At 71.6% G+C, this 14,944-nt stretch carries 20 protein-coding genes; 4 read left to right on the top strand and 16 right to left on the bottom strand.

Annotated elements, in window-relative coordinates; all coding sequences use genetic code 11:
• Nucleotides 1–124: 124 nt before the first annotated feature.
• The 7 genes from ACV530_RS04260 to rpmB all read right to left on the bottom strand — a co-directional run bounded on the left by ACV530_RS04260 (nucleotide 125) and on the right by rpmB (nucleotide 4,359).
• Entirely contained in the window at nucleotides 125–928 is an 804-nt protein-coding gene (locus ACV530_RS04260) for an aminoglycoside phosphotransferase (RefSeq protein WP_494330872.1), read from the bottom strand.
• A gap of 83 nt (nucleotides 929–1,011) precedes the next feature.
• Nucleotides 1,012–1,449 (bottom strand): glycine-rich domain-containing protein, encoded by a 438-nt coding sequence (locus ACV530_RS04255; RefSeq protein WP_494330871.1) that lies wholly within the window; start codon nucleotides 1,447–1,449, stop codon nucleotides 1,012–1,014.
• Between the two features lie 115 nt (nucleotides 1,450–1,564).
• Entirely contained in the window at nucleotides 1,565–1,762 is a 198-nt protein-coding gene (locus ACV530_RS04250; RefSeq protein ID WP_494330870.1) for a hypothetical protein, read from the bottom strand.
• Complete coding sequence (locus ACV530_RS04245) at nucleotides 1,759–2,196, bottom strand: hypothetical protein (protein ID WP_494330869.1); 438 nt, start codon at nucleotides 2,194–2,196, stop codon at nucleotides 1,759–1,761. The genes ACV530_RS04250 and ACV530_RS04245 overlap by 4 nt, the downstream gene beginning before the upstream one ends.
• 56 nt (nucleotides 2,197–2,252) lie before the next feature.
• The gene (locus ACV530_RS04240) at nucleotides 2,253–3,482 is read right to left on the bottom strand and encodes a helix-turn-helix domain-containing protein (protein WP_494330868.1); all 1,230 of its coding nucleotides are present in this window, start codon (nucleotides 3,480–3,482) and stop codon (nucleotides 2,253–2,255) included.
• Nucleotides 3,483–3,817: 335 nt separating this feature from the next.
• Complete coding sequence (gene rpsN, locus ACV530_RS04235; RefSeq protein WP_494330867.1) at nucleotides 3,818–4,123, bottom strand: 30S ribosomal protein S14; 306 nt, start codon at nucleotides 4,121–4,123, stop codon at nucleotides 3,818–3,820.
• Nucleotides 4,123–4,359 (bottom strand): 50S ribosomal protein L28, encoded by a 237-nt coding sequence (gene rpmB, locus ACV530_RS04230; RefSeq protein ID WP_494330866.1) that lies wholly within the window; start codon nucleotides 4,357–4,359, stop codon nucleotides 4,123–4,125. The genes rpsN and rpmB overlap by 1 nt, the downstream gene beginning before the upstream one ends.
• Before the next feature lie 88 nt (nucleotides 4,360–4,447).
• Here rpmB and rpmG point away from each other — a divergent pair, with 88 nt between their 5' ends.
• Genes rpmG through rpsR form a run of 4 tightly spaced genes read left to right on the top strand, consistent with a single transcriptional unit; the run spans nucleotide 4,448 to nucleotide 6,277 of the window.
• Nucleotides 4,448–4,612, top strand: a complete 165-nt coding sequence (gene rpmG, locus ACV530_RS04225) for a 50S ribosomal protein L33 (protein ID WP_030606219.1) — start codon at nucleotides 4,448–4,450, stop codon at nucleotides 4,610–4,612.
• Between the two features lie 3 nt (nucleotides 4,613–4,615).
• Nucleotides 4,616–4,867: a type B 50S ribosomal protein L31 gene (locus ACV530_RS04220; protein ID WP_494330865.1), complete on the top strand. Its 252-nt coding sequence runs from the start codon at nucleotides 4,616–4,618 to the stop codon at nucleotides 4,865–4,867.
• On the top strand, nucleotides 4,864–6,018 hold the full coding sequence (locus ACV530_RS04215) for a CobW family GTP-binding protein (RefSeq protein ID WP_494330864.1): 1,155 nt from the start codon (nucleotides 4,864–4,866) through the stop codon (nucleotides 6,016–6,018). The genes ACV530_RS04220 and ACV530_RS04215 overlap by 4 nt, the downstream gene beginning before the upstream one ends.
• 13 nt (nucleotides 6,019–6,031) lie before the next feature.
• Nucleotides 6,032–6,277 (top strand): 30S ribosomal protein S18, encoded by a 246-nt coding sequence (gene rpsR / locus ACV530_RS04210; RefSeq protein WP_494330863.1) that lies wholly within the window; start codon nucleotides 6,032–6,034, stop codon nucleotides 6,275–6,277.
• Nucleotides 6,278–6,303: 26 nt separating this feature from the next.
• On the opposite strand, the gene ACV530_RS04205 is transcribed toward rpsR, so the two are convergent.
• The 9 genes from ACV530_RS04205 to ACV530_RS04165 form a co-directional block, all read right to left on the bottom strand.
• Nucleotides 6,304–6,774, bottom strand: coding sequence for a DUF3574 domain-containing protein (locus ACV530_RS04205; protein ID WP_494330862.1), 471 nt, complete (start codon nucleotides 6,772–6,774; stop codon nucleotides 6,304–6,306).
• 146 nt (nucleotides 6,775–6,920) lie between these two features.
• Nucleotides 6,921–7,319, bottom strand: a complete 399-nt coding sequence (locus ACV530_RS04200; protein ID WP_494330861.1) for a YccF domain-containing protein — start codon at nucleotides 7,317–7,319, stop codon at nucleotides 6,921–6,923.
• Between the two features lie 87 nt (nucleotides 7,320–7,406).
• On the bottom strand, nucleotides 7,407–8,273 hold the full coding sequence (htpX, locus tag ACV530_RS04195) for a zinc metalloprotease HtpX (RefSeq protein ID WP_494330860.1): 867 nt from the start codon (nucleotides 8,271–8,273) through the stop codon (nucleotides 7,407–7,409).
• Between the two features lie 135 nt (nucleotides 8,274–8,408).
• Entirely contained in the window at nucleotides 8,409–9,917 is a 1,509-nt protein-coding gene (locus tag ACV530_RS04190; protein ID WP_494330859.1) for an NADH-quinone oxidoreductase subunit N, read from the bottom strand.
• Entirely contained in the window at nucleotides 9,917–11,491 is a 1,575-nt protein-coding gene (locus tag ACV530_RS04185) for a complex I subunit 4 family protein (RefSeq protein WP_494330858.1), read from the bottom strand. The genes ACV530_RS04190 and ACV530_RS04185 overlap by 1 nt, the downstream gene beginning before the upstream one ends.
• Before the next feature lie 2 nt (nucleotides 11,492–11,493).
• A complete protein-coding gene (locus ACV530_RS04180) occupies nucleotides 11,494–13,485 on the bottom strand; it encodes an NADH-quinone oxidoreductase subunit 5 family protein (protein WP_494330857.1) in 1,992 nt (663 codons plus the stop codon).
• Complete coding sequence (nuoK, locus tag ACV530_RS04175; RefSeq protein ID WP_494330856.1) at nucleotides 13,482–13,847, bottom strand: NADH-quinone oxidoreductase subunit NuoK; 366 nt, start codon at nucleotides 13,845–13,847, stop codon at nucleotides 13,482–13,484. The genes ACV530_RS04180 and nuoK overlap by 4 nt, the downstream gene beginning before the upstream one ends.
• Nucleotides 13,847–14,416, bottom strand: coding sequence for an NADH-quinone oxidoreductase subunit J family protein (locus tag ACV530_RS04170; protein WP_494330855.1), 570 nt, complete (start codon nucleotides 14,414–14,416; stop codon nucleotides 13,847–13,849). Before ACV530_RS04170 ends, nuoK begins: the two co-directional genes overlap by 1 nt.
• Complete coding sequence (locus ACV530_RS04165; protein WP_494330854.1) at nucleotides 14,413–14,925, bottom strand: 4Fe-4S binding protein; 513 nt, start codon at nucleotides 14,923–14,925, stop codon at nucleotides 14,413–14,415. Before ACV530_RS04165 ends, ACV530_RS04170 begins: the two co-directional genes overlap by 4 nt.
• Nucleotides 14,926–14,944 lie beyond the last annotated feature (19 nt).

The raw sequence follows: 14,944 nt of genomic DNA, 5'->3' as shown, positions 1-14,944 counted from the left end.
GGCCTACTGACATCGTCCGCTCGGCTGCTGCTGCGCAGCGCCCACAGACGAGGCCGGTACACACTCGCCGCGACCGGTCGATGCCTTCCCCACGCGCGCGAGCGCCGCCTACTCCAATCCCGGTTCAGGCCATGGCGAGAGCCCGGTGCTCAACCCAGGCTCCGGCGGCAGCGATGAGCGGCGCTCTGTGCGGTAGCGGGTCTGTCCGTTCTCTGCTCTCCCAGACCGCGTGCAGGGTGCGCGCGAAGGTGTCGACAGCGTCAGACGAGGCCGCGCGGTATGCCGGAACCCGTCGGGCGATGGTTTCGGCCTGATGAGGGGTGTGTCCTGCGTGGATGAGGCGCGGCACGGTGAATGCGGTGTCGGCCCAGTCTGGCGCCGGGCAAGCGAGCGCCCAGTCGACCAGAACGAGCCCGTCGGCCGTGGCCAGCATGTTCAACGGCGACATGTCCGTGTGAACGAGTGCCCGGCCCTCGAGGCCGTGCGCGTGGCCGGCCGGGACGAGCGCGCCCCATCGGGTGTGCAGCGGCTTCTTACGCACCGCCTCGGGCCACGGAGCAGCAGACATCGCGGTGAGCGCGTCGACGAGCGGGGCGAGATCGGCGGAGCCGGGTGAGAGATCGGGGTGGTGACCGTCGACGTACTCGTACCCCACGAGCAGCCATTCGCCCGCCTCCACCTGCCACAGCAGGCGCGGAGCGAGCGGTGCGCGATCGGTCACCCGCGCTTCGCTGCGGTACATCCATGCCGATGGGTCGTCGAGCCGGATGCCCTTGACGAATACGCGGCCCGAACCGGTGCGCAGGACGCAGGCAACAGGCGACATCACACCCTTGTCGGCGGTCTCCGCCCACTCGACCGGACCCGTGTGCGCCTCGACGGCGTGCCGTGCGGCGGGCGGGAGTTCATGCCATGGCGTTCGATCCACCCGCGTCTCTCCTCGTGCGAACAGAAGCCGGTCCCCGGCTCGGCCACAGCGTGGCACAAGCGGAGGACCGGCGCAGGGAACTGTCAGGCGTGCTTGGGGCTGTTGTGGCAGTTCGCGTGGCACTGCGAGCAGTCGGCGATGTCCAGCTCCGGCCAGAACTCCATGTCGATCACGAAGCCGGCGGCAGTGATGGCGTCCACCGTGCGTACCCGCAGGGCCTTGCCGCCACCGTGCTCTTCCTTGTCGAGGAAGCCGGGCTGATGGTGCACGAACTTCCCGAGCGTCTGCGCGCAGAAGTCCTGATACGCCTTGGTGTGGAGCAGGAAGGCGTGCCAGAAGTCATCAACGAGCGGGGATGGGCTGAGCGGTACGGAGCTGTGGACGCCCGCGGCGAGGAAGGCGAGCATCTGCCCGATGCCGCGGTGCGCCTTGTCCTCGGTCATGTCCGGGAACTTGGCGCGGATGTTGGCTGCGAGGGTTGCCCGCAGGTCGGCGCTGAGCAGCGTTCGCGCGTCGGTCACGGAACGTTCCTGAACTACGGTCACGGTCCTTTGCCTCCTTGATTCGGTGGTGCGTAGGACGTACTTCGTGATCCCCGCCCGGCCGGGGCGTGTCCAGCCGACCGGGCGGGGAGTTCTAGACCGCCGGAGGGGCGGAATCGGGGACAGCCAGCGCGGGCCCGGTGTCTCCCCTGTCGCCGAGGCCGTTGCCGACAATGGCGCCGAGGCAGACGAACCCGACGAGCGTGCCCAGGGCCCACAGCCAGCCCAGGACAAGACCCAAAGGGTCAGAGCTCCGCGGCGAGCGGGCGGCGTGGGCGTGGCGTGCGCTCATGAGGCGCCCTCACGAGCCTTCCCGCGCAGCGCGATGATGCGCCCTACCTGGTAGTGGTAGAGCTCCATCTGATCGGGGGTGAGGACGAGGAGCGCCTCGCTCGTACCGCCGTCCTCATAGTGGATCTGGACGGGCACGGTGCCCTGCTGCGCACGGTGGTCGTAGACCGCGTCCCGCTTCATGGGCGTGACGTGAGTGGCTTGTGCCGGGACCGGTCGCAGGGTGGTTCCGTCGGCCGGGGCGGACCACTCGGCGCCGCCGCCGGGCGGGCGCAGGTGGTAGGTCGCTGCTCCCTGGCCGGGCAGGGCGACCACAACGCCGATCCGCCCGTCGCGGGCGGTGTCGCGGGCGAGGTCGCCGAGCCGGGGGAAGAAGGGGGCTGCCGCAAGTAACTCGGCGCCTAACGAACGGGGTTGGGCCGGTCGTCCAGTCATGCCCCCGACGCTAGGAGCGCGTCAGGGGGCGAATATGAATGGGAGGAATATGGCCCTCATCCGTCCAGGTGGAAGCGGTCGGACATGCGCCGCAGCTTCTCCCGCGTCGCGGCTCGCTCGGCGTAGACGATGCTCCGGAGCGTGGCCCGGGCGATGGGGTGGTTGCGCACGAGCTGGGGAGCGATCCGCTCGGCGGTCTCCAGTTCGGCGAGCGCCTTGTCGCGGTTGCCGTCCCACAGCCACGCGCGGGCGAGGTCCATGTGGTGGTGCCCCTGACGGGAGCCGGGGAGGGCGGCGACCAGCTCGGGGCTGGTGCGGCGGTTTATGGCCAGGGCCTTGGTCTGCTCGCCCGTCTCCAGAGCGATGCTGATCGCGTGGATCTGCACGTTGCCAGGGGAGAACGTCACCGAGTGCCGGTCGTAGATCGGCGGCCCCTGGTGATCGTGCATACGGTCGGCGGCGCTGCGCGCGTATCCGATGCGGTCCTCGGCTTCGGACGGCCGCCCCGCACGTGCGGCTGATACAGCGGCCCGAAGCTGGAGCGAACCCCACATGCGCACGGCGAGCGGGGCACCGCGGTCGTAGTCGTCCTGGATGTTGGCGAGGGCCTTGTCCGACAGCGCGAGCGAGTCGGCCCAGTCGGCAGTCGCCCACATGTCCCATACCCGCATCCAGTCGGCGAGGGAGGGCATCACGGGGTCGCCGGACAGACGGGCGGACCACACGGCACGCTCGGCAGCCATGGCGATGAGCTCGGGGTGCCCAAGAGCGTGGGCGGCGGTGTGGGCGAACTTGCAGGCGACCGCGTAGACCGCGTACGCCTCCTCGCGCTCGTGGCCCGTGGCCACCTCGGCGAGCGCGCGGGCCTCGCGCAGCAGGTCGGGCAAGACGCGCAGGATCGCGACGTTGGCCGCCGTGTCCCGCAGCCGGTGCAGGCGCGTCATCTCCCGCCACAGTTCACCAGAGGGGCGGGGCGTTCCGTCGAACACCGGCGTGAGGTCGTAGCGGCGCAGCTCCCGCAGGATCGAGGCCGCGGCGACCTGCCACTGGTTCTCGGCCGGGCTGCTGGTGTACGGGCGACCGATCAGGTCGTTGGGGTGCACGTGCAGCTCGGCGGCGAGCAGGTTGAGCAGGCCGACCCGGTCTATCTCGATCTGGCCGCGCTCCATCTTGGACACCCACCCCTGAGACTTGCCCAGGGCGGCGGCGAGATCGGCCTGCGGCATGCCGAGCCGCAGGCGGGCCCTGCGTGCGCGGCGGCCGATTTCCTCGGCTTCTTCCAACATCAGCGCACCTCCCACGCTGCGGCGGGGCTGCTGTGCTCAAGCGGTCGGCAGGGCATCGTGGCTCCATCCGTTCGGGCTCATCCCCCAGAACGGTACCCATGCCCGTAGTGGGGCAGGGAAGCCTTTGCACCCTGTGCCCTCGAGGGCACACCCAGGGCACAAGACCCAGGAAGACCCCGGAAAACGGCGGCAACTACTGAACGTAGTTTTCGCACGTCAACCGGGGTTTCCATGGATCAGCGCAGGTCAGTGGATCATGCGGGCGGTTCGTGAACTACCGCTGATTCCAGGGCTGTTCGGGGGAGGGCGGGGCCGCCCTCCCCCGAAGGGCCCGGCTACCAGCTGCTTTTGCGCACGCCCGGCAGTTCGCCCGCGTGCGCCATTTCGCGCAGCCGGACGCGCGAGAGGCCGAAGGCGCGGAAGTGCCCGCGCGGGCGGCCGTCGACGGCGTCGCGGTTGCGCACCCGCGTGGCACTGGCGTCGCGCGGCTGGCGGCTCAACTCGCGCTGCGCGGCGAGGCGTTCCTCGACGGACGCGCGCGGGTCGGCCATGACCGCCTTGAGGGCGGCACGGCGGACGGCATAGCGGGCGACGGTCAGCCGCCGCTTCTCGTTCTTGGCGATCTTGCTCTTCTTCGCCATCAGATCTTCTCCCCTCGCGCACGGGCGCGGGCCACGGCGGCCTCGATGCCGATCACGTCCACGGTCCTGATCCCCTTCGCGCTGAGCCTGAGCCGGACGTAACGCCCCTCGCTCGGCAGCCAGTAGCGCTTGCGCTGGATGTTGGGGTCGAAGCGGCGCTTGGTGCGCCGGTGCGAGTGCGAGATCTTATGGCCGAAACCCGGCTGCCGGCCGGTGAGTTGGCAGTGCGCGGACATCCTCTTCCTCCCTGGGTCGTCGATGCGGTACCGGCACCACCGTAGCCGCTAATGAAAACGATAACCAATTCCGTGTACTCTGTGCGCCATGCCCCGCAACGAACTGCGCCCGGTCATCAAGCTCAGGTCCACCGCCGGAACCGGCTACACCTACGTGACCCGCAAGAACCGCCGCAACGACCCCGACCGCCTCACCCTGCGCAAGTACGACCCGGTCGCCGGCCGCCACGTCGACTTCCGAGAGGAGCGCTGACCCATGAAGCCCGGCATCCACCCGCCGTACCGGCACGTCGTCTTCCGCGACCGCGCGGCCGGCTTCGCCTTCCTCACCCGGTCAACCGCCACCAGTGACAAGACCGTTGAGTGGGAGGACGGCAACACCTACCCCGTCATCGACGTCGAGATCTCCTCCGCGAGCCACCCCTTCTACACCGGCACCCAGCGCGTCCTGGACACCGCCGGCCGCGTCGAGCGCTTCCGGCGCCGTTACGGGCAGGACGGCCGGTGAGCGGCGCGGCGGCCCCGCTGTCCGTGGCGATCGTCGGCGGGCTGTGCGCCGACGCACGACGGGCGGCGGTCGACGAGATCCTGCGTACGGTGCCCGGCACCGTCGTCCTGCACCACGACCTGTCAGCGGCGGAGCAGGGCTCGGTGCACCGCACCGTCCGGGATCTGGCCGGGCCGGTCGACAGCGGCCACGCGCCGCTGGTCAACGACTGCGCCTGCTGCGCGCTGCGCGAGGACCTGGTGCCCGAACTGCTGCGGATCGCGGCGGCCGGGACGTACCGGCTGGCCGTCGTCGAACTGTGGGACTCCGTCGAGCCGCAGGCGATGGCAAGCGTCGTCGCCGTCGCCGGGGGCGAGGAACTCGCCCTGACCGGGGTGGCCACCGCGGTCGACCCGGCGCTCGTACTGCCCTGCCTGGCCAACGGCGACGACCTCGCCGAGAGCGGTCTCGCCGCCGCGCCCACCGACCGGCGTACGGTCGCCGACACCTTCGCCCGGCAGCTCGAGTACCCCACGGTCCTCGCCCTCGCCGAGGGAGAGGACGAGGCGGACGGGACGGACCGTGAGCTGCTCGCCCAACTCACGCCGACGGCAACCCGGCTGAGAGTGGGCGACGGCAGGCTGGGTGCGGCCCTGCTGGCCGGTTTCGACCTCTCCGCGGCCGCGGCGCGGCAGCACCCGTCCTGTGCGCTGCTGCCGCAGGAGGCGGACGACCACGGCGTGACCACGTTCGCCTGGCACCGCGAACGGCCCTTCCACCCGCAGCGGCTCTACGCCGCGCTGGAGGACCTCGCGTGCGTCGCCGCGCGCAGCAGGGGCCGGTTCTGGCTCGCCGACCGCCCCGACACCCTGCTGACCTGGGAGGCCGCGGGCGGCGCGCTGTGCATGGAGTCCGTCGGCCCCTGGCTGGCCGCCCTGCCCGAGGCCGCCTGGGAGATGGTCCCGGCCGAACGCCGCGTCGCCGCCGCCCTCGACTGGCACCCCGAACACGGCGACCGCTGCCAGCACCTGGCCTTCACCTCGCCCGGCCTCGACCGCGAGGGGCTGCGGGAACTCCTCGACTCCTGCCTGCTCACCGACGCCGAGTACGCGGCCGGCCCGTCCGCCTGGCAGCAGCTTCCGCCCGTTTTCGACCAGTTCCTCGCCCACTGAAAGGTTCTTTGCCGTGTCCCGCCGTCCCACACCCGGTCGAGCAGCCGCCGGCCGCAAGCGCCGCGGCAATCCCCTCGAGGCCGCCGGCATCACGTACATCGACTACAAGAACACCGACCTGCTGCGGAAGTTCATCTCCGACCGGGGCAAGATCCGCAGCCGCCGGGTGACCGGCGTGACCCCGCGGCAGCAGCGCCGTATCGCCTTGGCGGTCAAGAACGCCCGCGAGATGGCGCTGCTGCCCTACGGCTCCCGCTGAACGGGCAGAGCCCTCAGAAGCAGCCCTCAGAAGTCGACCGATTCGACCTCGTCCGCGCGCATGACCGACTCCTGGCCGAAGGCGCGCTTGTAGGCGGTGCGGATCGCCTCGATGTCGCGGTCCCGCACTCTCGTCTCGGACTTCGGGTAGACCACGGTCAGTTCGTACGAACGCTCGCGCACGACGGCACCGTTGCGCCCCCGCCACTGCCCGCGCGCGTTCTCGATGGTCAGCCCGTCGGGGAACTTCGGGGTGACGCGCTTCGACACGAAGTCGAGGAACTCCTTGTCCGTGACGGCCGGGCCGCCCTTGGGACGGGCGGTGCCGAAGTACAGGTGCGTACCGATGTACGGCTTGCCGCGGGTCGCGGCGGCCTGTGCGGACGGCGCCGTGTCGGTGTCGGTGCCAAGGGTGGCGTACGCGGTGGGCGCTCCCACGGCGACCAGGGCGGCCGCCGTCACGGCCGCTGCGCGCAGCCGGGGCTTGGTGGTGAGCACGGTGGGCGTTTCCCTTCCGTCGGGCCCGGCGCACGGCCGGCCGGGGCGGCGCCGCGCGGTGCGCGGCTCCCCAACTCTGGTGTGCTCCCGACCCTTTGGCAGGGATTGACGGGACCTTGGCCGAAATCCGCCCCTCCGCCGGGGAGTTACCAGCGGTACCCCGCGTAGGCGTCCTCCGTCGACACGATCTCGCGGCCGAGCGGCATCAGCGACAGCGGGATCAGCTTGAAGTTCGCGACACCCAGCGGGATGCCGATGATCGTCAGACAGAGCGTGATGCCCGTGACGATGTGCGCCAGCGCCAGCCACCAGCCCGCGAACACGAACCAGATGACGTTGCCGATGCAGGACCCCGCTCCGGAGTCGGACCGCTCCACGGTCGTCCGGCCGAAGGGCCACAGCGCGTAGGAGGCGATCCGGAAGGAGGCGATGCCAAAGGGGATGGTGACGATGAGGATGCAGCAGATCAGGCCCGCGATGGCGTAGCCGATGGCCATCCAGAGCCCACAGAGGACCAACCAGATGACATTCAGGATGAACCTCATGTGTGACAGCCTTTCACGCGCCCGATTCTCTGGCCACTGAGACGGCGATGCCCAGGCCATTGGTTGCGTGCGGCGGCCATCGGCGTCTCAGCCGCGGCCGGGCCCCGCCATCCGCTCGAGGCGGCTGATGCGTTCGGCCATCGGCGGGTGGGTGGAGAAGAGCTTGGACATGCCCTCGCCCGGCCGGAACGGGTTCGCGATCATCATGTGGCTCGCGGTCTCGAGGCGGGGCTCGGGCGGGAGGGGCAGCTGCCGGGTGCCGGCCTCGAGCTTGCGCAGCGCCGAGGCGAGGGCGAGGGGGTCGCCGGTGAGGCGGGAGCCGGAGGCGTCGGCCTCGTACTCCCGGGAGCGGCTGACGGCGAGCTGGATGAGGGAGGCCGCGATGGGGCCCAGCAGCATGATCATGATCATGCCGACCAGGCCGGGGCCCTCGTCGTCCTCGGACCTGCCGATGGGAATCAGCCAGGCGAAGTTCACCAGGAACATCACCACCGAGGCGAGCGCGCCCGCGACCGACGAGATGAGGATGTCGCGGTTGTAGACGTGGCTGAGCTCATGGCCGATGACGCCGCGCAGCTCGCGCTCGTCCAGGATGCGCAGGATGCCCTCGGTGCAGCAGACCGCCGCGTTGCGCGGATTGCGGCCGGTGGCAAAGGCGTTGGGGGCCTCGGTCGGCGAGATGTACAGCCGCGGCATCGGCTGCCGGGCGGTGGTGGAGAGCTCGCGGACCATGCGGTAGAGCTGCGGGGCCTCGAACTCGCTCACCGGCCGGGCGCGCATCGCCCGCAGGGCGAGCTTGTCGCTGTTCCAGTAGGCGTAGGCGTTGGTGCCGAGGGCCACGAGGACGGCGACGATCAGGCCCGTACGACCGAAGACGCTGCCGATGACGATGATGAGCGCGGACAGCCCCCCGAGGAGCACGGCAGTCCTGAGCCCGTTGTGCCGGCGGTGCACGGTACGCCCTCCAAATGGTGCGGCAGGGGAACCCTTGAACCAGTGGAACCTTTCGAACTGGTCAACGCCAGACAGGGTCCGCCAGTTCCCTTGCGCACGCGCACCGCCGGTGCTCCGTTCGGGTGACGCGCGCCCCTACAGCAGTGTGTGGGAGGCGAAGCGCAGGACGAGCTGCGGGGCTCCCGACAGGGCCACGCCGACCGCCGCCGCCACGGCGATGGCCGTGGTCAGCGCGGCCGGGACGCGCGGCTTCTCCTGCGGAGCCGTGTCCGCCGGACGGAAGAGGACGGCCGTCCACTGGAGGTAGTAGTAGAGCGCGATCGCCACGTTGACGGCCATGACGGCCGCCAGCCAGCCCAGTCCCGCGTCGACCGCCGCCGAGAACACCGTGACCTTGGCGAACAGCCCGATGATGCCCGGTGGCAGCCCGGCCAGGCAGAGCAGGAAGAAGCCCATGGCGAGGGCGGCGAGCGGGCGGGACGCGAACAGGCCGCGATAGTCGGTGATGCGGTTGGCGGGGCTGGTCCGGGCGACGAGCGCGGCGACCGCGAAGGCGCCGAGGTTCACGGCGGCGTACATCAGGGCGTACGCGACGGTCGAGCCGATGGCCCGCGCCGGGTCGTCGGTGTACCCGGCAGCCGCGATCGGGACGAGCAGATAGCCGGCCTGCCCGACCGAGGACCAGGCGAGCAGGCGTACGGCACTGCGCTCCCGGTCCGGGCGCTGGCGCAGCGCGGCGGCGTTGCCCGCGGTCATGGTGAGCGCGGCGAGCACGGCGAGGGCGGGGCCCCAGACGTCGGCGTACGACGGGAAGGCGACGACGGTCACCAGGATGAGGCCGGTGAAGCCGACGGCCTTGCCGACGACGGACAGGTAGGCCGCGACGGGCAGGGGCGCGCCCGTGTAGGCGTCGGGCACCCAGAAGTGGAAGGGGACGGCGGCCGTCTTGAAGGCGAAGCCGACGAGCGTGAGGACGACGCCCGTCCTGGCGAGGACGGCGAGCTGCGGGTCGACGTGGTCGAGGCCCTGGGCCACGTCGGTGAGGTGCAGGCTGCCGGTGGCCGCGTAGACGAGGCTGACGCCGAGCAGGGTGACGGCGGTGGCCGTGACCGAGGAGAGGAAGAACTTGAGCGCCGCCTCGGACGAGCGGCGGTCGCCGCGCCGCAGGCCGACGAGGGCGAAGGCGGGCAGCGAGGCGACCTCGAGCGCCACGACGAGGGTGGCGAGGTCGCGGGAGGCGGGCAGCAGGGCGGCACCGGCGGCGGAGGACAGCAGCAGGAACCAGTACTCGCCGGCGGGCAGTTCCTGCTCGCGGACGGTGTGCAGGGACAGCAGGGCTGTCAGCAGCGCGCCGCCGAGCACCAGGAACTGGATGACGAGCGTGAAGTGGTCGGCCGTGTAGCTGCACGCGTTGCTGCCCGAGGTCAGGCAGAAGGTCTCCCGTTCGCCGTCGCGCAGCGGGATCAGCGCCAGCCCCGCGAACAGCAGGCCGGTGAGGGCGATCCCGCCGAGCACAGGCTTTTTCTCCGCGGGCAGGAAGAGGTCGGCCACGAGGACGACGAGGGCCGCGACGGCGGTGATGACGGGCGGGGCGATGGCGAGCCAGTCGACGGACTGGACGGCGCCCCCGGCGAGGAGAACCATCAGTTGCCTCCTCCGAGCAGCTGTTGGACGGCCGGGTCGGTGAGGCCGAGGAGGGCCGCGGGCCAGAGTCCGGCGAGGACGGTGAGGGCGACGAGCGGGGTCCAGGCGGCGAACTCGTACGGACGGACGTCCGTGAGCGCCGGCACGGGCTCGAGGTGGTCGGGGCCGTCGCCGCCCATGCAGACGCGGCGGACGACGACCAGCAGGTACGCGGCGGTGAGCAGCGTGCCGAGGCCGGCCAGGGCCATGAAGACGAGGTAGGCGGGGCGGCCGAGCCCGTCGGCGGGGCGGAAGGACGCGAACATCGCGAGCATCTCGCCCCAGAACCCGGCGAGTCCGGGCAGCCCGAGCGAGGCGACCGCGCCGAAGGCGAGGAGCCCGCCGAGGCGCGGGGCCCTGCCGTAGAGGGCGGCGCCGGTGGGGCCGGCGAGGCTGTCGAGGTCGCTGGTGCCGTAGCGGTCCTTGATGGCGCCGACCAGGAAGAAGAGAAGGCCGGTGATCAGGCCGTGGGCGACGTTGGCGAACAGCGCGCCGTTGACGCCGGTCGGGGTGAGGGTGGCGATGCCGAGCAGGACGAAGCCCATGTGCCCGACGGAGGAGTAGGCGATCAGCCGTTTCAGGTCGCCCTTGGCGCCGCGGCGGACGAGGGCGAGGCAGACCAGCGACCCGTAGACGATGCCGACGGCGGCGAAGGCCGCGAGGTAGGGCGCGAAGGTGTGCGCGCCGTCGGGGGTGATGGGCAGGACGATGCGTACGAAACCGTAGGTGCCCATCTTCAGCAGGACGCCCGCGAGGAGCACCGAGCCGACGGTCGGGGCGGCGGTGTGGGCGTCGGGGAGCCAGCTGTGCAGGGGCCACATCGGGGCCTTGACGGCCAGTCCGATGCCGATGGCCAGTACCGCGATGACCTGCGTGGAGTGGCTGAGGCCGGACCCGTTGTCAGTGGCGAGTGCCACCATGTCGAACGTGCCGCCCTTGATGCCGATGAGGAGGAGGCCGAGCAGCATGACCACCGAGCCGAGCACGGTGTAGAGCACGAAGCGCCACGCGGCGCGCTCCCGGCCCTCGCCGCCCCAGCGGGCGATGAGGAAGTACATCGGGATCAGCACCATCTCGAACGCGAGGAAGAACAGCATCAGATCGAGGACGGCGAAGGTCGCGAGGGTGCCGGACTCGAGGAGGAGCAGCAGCGCGACGAATGCCTTGGGTGACGGGCCGTCGGGCATTCGGTAGTAGCTGTAGAGAGCGCAGAGGAAGGTGAGCAGCGCGGTCAGGACGAGCAGAGGCAGCGAGACGCCGTCCACGCCGAGGTGGACGCGGATGCCGAGGGCGGGGATCCAGGAGACGTCGGTGGTCCCCTGCATCCGGGCCGGGTGACCTCGGTCGAAGCCGGCGGCGAGGGCGATGGAGAGCGCGAGCACGGCGCCTGTGACGGTGACGCCGTGCCGCAGAACGGCCTGTTCGGGGCTGCGGCCCTTGAGGCCGGGCGGGGCCGGGAGCAGGGCGGCGACCGCGCCCACGAGGGGGAGGACGACGACCGCGATGAGGAGGATCTGCAGGGTGAGGTGACTCATCTTCAGGCTCCGGTGGCGACGAGAACGGCGGCGACGGCCAGGACGACGGAGCCCGCGAACAGGACGCTGAGGTAGGTCTGCACATTGCCGGTCTGGGCGCGGCGGACGGCCGCGCCGAGCAGGCGGGGTGCGGTGCCCGCGCCGCGTACGTAGGCCTCGACGACCTCGCGGTCGAGGAAGCGCGCGAGGCGGGCGGCGGCGCGCACGGGGCGGACGAACAGGGCGGAGTACACGGCGTCGAGGTGGAAGCCGACCTCGGCGTGCCGGTGCAGGGGACCGAGCAGGAGCCGGCCCGGGTCGGCGGGGTCGTCGGCGCCCGCGATGCTGCCGTAGGCCAGCACGTGGGTGGCGATGGCCTCCTCCTCGGAGACGGCCGGGGCCTCGTCGGGGTCGGCGGCGACGGCGCCCATGGGGGTGCGCAGGGCGAGGGCGCCGGTGCGGCGCCAGGCCAGGGAGACGACGAGCACGCCGGCGAGGGCACAGCCGGTGGACAGGAGGGAGGTGGTCAGGCCGGGGGTGAGGGAGCGTCCGTCGAACCAGGCGGGGAGCTTCCAGGCGGCCAGGCCGAGCGCGGCGGTGGGCACGAGCAGGACCCACAGCACGCCGGTCATGGCGGCGGGTTCGCGGCCGTGGTCGGCGGCCTCGGGGTCCTTGCCGTGGAAGGCCAGGAGCCACAGCCGGGTGGCGTACCCGGCGGTGAGCAGGGCGGTGACCAGCCCCGCGACGAGGACGGTCCAGCCGACCGCGCCGGGGATGCCGGGCGCCTCGCCGTGGGCCGCGTGCTCGGCCGCGCCCAGCACGGCCTCCTTGGAGAAGAAGCCGCTGAACGGCGGGATCGCGGCGAGGGCGAGGAGGGCGACGGTCATCGTCCAGTAGGCGTCGGGGACGCGCCGGGCGAGCCCGCCCATCCGGGCCATCGCGGCCAGGGAGTTCGTCCCGGCGGCGTGGATGATCACGCCCGCCCCGAGGAAGAGGAGGGCCTTGAACGCACCGTGGGTGATCAGGTGGAAGACGGCGGCCCCGCGGTCGCCGACGGCCAGGGCGCCGGTCATGTAGCCGAGCTGTCCGACGGTGGAGTAGGCGAGGACGCGCTTGATGTCGTCCTGCGCGAGCGCGGCGAGCGCCGAGCCCACCATGGTGACCGCGGCCATCACGGCGAGCACCACCAGCGCCGCGGTGGAGGCGGCGAAGAGGGGCAGGAGCCGGGCCACGAAGTAGACGCCGGCGGCGACCATCGTCGCGGCGTGGATCAGCGCGGAGACGGGCGTCGGGCCCGCCATCGCGTCGGGCAGCCAGGTGTGCAGCGGGAACTGGGCGGACTTGCCCGCCACTCCGGCGAGGAGCAGCAGCGCGATCAGCGTCGGGTGCGCGATATCGCCGGAGGACACGGCGGTGAGGATGCCGGTGATCCGGAAGGTACCGGCGTCGGCGGCCAGCGCGAAGATGCCGAACAGGAAGGGGACGTCGCCGAGCTTGGTGACCAGGAAGGCCTTGAGGGAGGCGGAGCGCGCGGCCTGCGTCTCCCAGTAGTGGCCCACCAGGAAGTAGGAGCAGATGCCCATGACCTCCCAGCCGACCAGCAGCACCATCAGGTCGCCGGAGTAGACGACCAGCAGCATCGCCGCGGTGAAGAGGGAGACGAGCGCCGCGTAGGAGGCGTAACGCGGGTCGTTGCGCAGATAGGCGGTCGAGTAGAGCTGCACGCAGCTCGCGACGACGGCGACGAGCACCGCGACGAGGACGGCGAAGCCGTCGAGGTGCAGGGCGAGGTCGACGGGCACGGAGCCGGTCGGGGTGAGCCGGGTGGCGGCGTCGAGGGCCTGTCCCCCGCCCTGCCGCCAGGCGACCACGACGGCCAGCACGGCGGCGACCAGGGTCGGCAGCAGCGCGAGCGGCCGGACGAAGCCGGGTGCGCGGCGGCCCGCCAGGATGCCGCCGACGGCACCGAGGAAGGGCAGCAGGGGTACGAGCAGCGCGGTGGTCGTGATGGTCACGCGGCGGCCTCCGCCTCGTCCTCGCGCGCGGCGGGTTGGGTTCCGGGGTCGGGTGCGTCCTCGCTCAGGTCGCGCAGCCGGTCGATGTCGGCGGTGCCGCGGTTGCGGTACACGAGCAGGACGATCGCCAGGCCGATGCCGATCTCGGCGGCGGCGATGGCGATGGTGAAGAGGGTGAGGGCCTGGCCGCCGTGGAGCTTGTCGCGCAGCCATACGTCGAAGGCCACGAGGTTGAGGTTGACGGCGTTGAGCATCAGCTCGACGGACATCAGGACCAGGATCGCGTTGCGCCGGGCGAGCACGCCGTACAGGCCGGTGCAGAAGAGGAGGGCGGCGAGGACCGCGGGATAGACGAGGTGCATCAGTTCTTGCCCTCCTTCGCTCTCTCGTTCGCGCTCTCGTTCGCTCTCTTGCGGGACAGGACGATCGCGCCGACGAGCGCCGCGAGCAGCAGCACGGACAGCGCCTCGAAGGGCAGCACCCAGTACCGGAAGAGCATCTCGCCGGACACCTTCGTCGAACCCTGCACCGGCCCGCGCAGGTCGATCCAGGTCGCACGGAAGGCGTCCGCGACGACCCACACGAGCGCGCCGGCCGCCACGACGGCCACCGCCAGCGCGGGCCAGCGGTTGCCCGAGTCCGCGTCGGGCGACGGCCCGATGGGCGCCCTGGTGAGCATCAGCCCGAAGAGGAGGAGGACGACCACGGACCCCACGTAGATCAGCACCTGCACCCAGGCGATGAACTCCGCGGTCAGCAGCAGGTACTCGACGGCGATGCCGCCGAGCGCCACCACCAGCCACAGGGCGGCGTGCACCAGCTGCCGGGTCGTCACGGTCACGACCGCCGCCCCGAGCGTGACGAGGCCGACCAGGAGGAAGGCGACCTCGACCCCGGTCGGCGAGAGGAAGCCGTGCGCGGCCGTGTTCATGACCCGCCCTCCTGCTCCTTGTCCTGTGCGGCCTGTTCGGCCTGCGCGGCCGCCAGTTTCTCCGCCGTCTTGCGCGCCGCCGCGATCTCCTTCGGCTCCTCGGCCGCGGGGTCGAGCGCGGGCGGTTCGGGCACGGTCCACATCCACTCGCGCAGCCGGTCGCGCTCGTGGGTCAGTTCCTGGATGTCGGTCTCGGCGTACTCGAACTCCGGCGACCAGAACAGCGCGTCGAAGGGGCACACCTCGACGCAGATGCCGCAGTACATGCACAGCGCGAAGTCGATCGCGAAGCGGTCCAGCACATTGCGGCTGCGCTCCCGCCCGCCCGGCGCGGCCGGGGGCACCGTCTCCTTGTGCGAGTCGATGTAGATGCACCAGTCCGGGCACTCGCGCGCACACAGCATGCACACGGTGCAGTTCTCCTCGAACAGACCGATCACGCCGCGCGTGCGGGGCGCGAGCTCGGGCTGGACGTCCGGGTACTGGGCGGTGTGCGCCCGGCGCGTCATCGTACGGAGCGTGACGGCC

This window comes from Streptomyces sp. SX-6 (genome assembly GCF_059089585.1).
The sequence above is the reverse complement of the archived record's forward strand: the minus strand, read 5'-3'. Positions and strand labels throughout refer to the sequence as shown.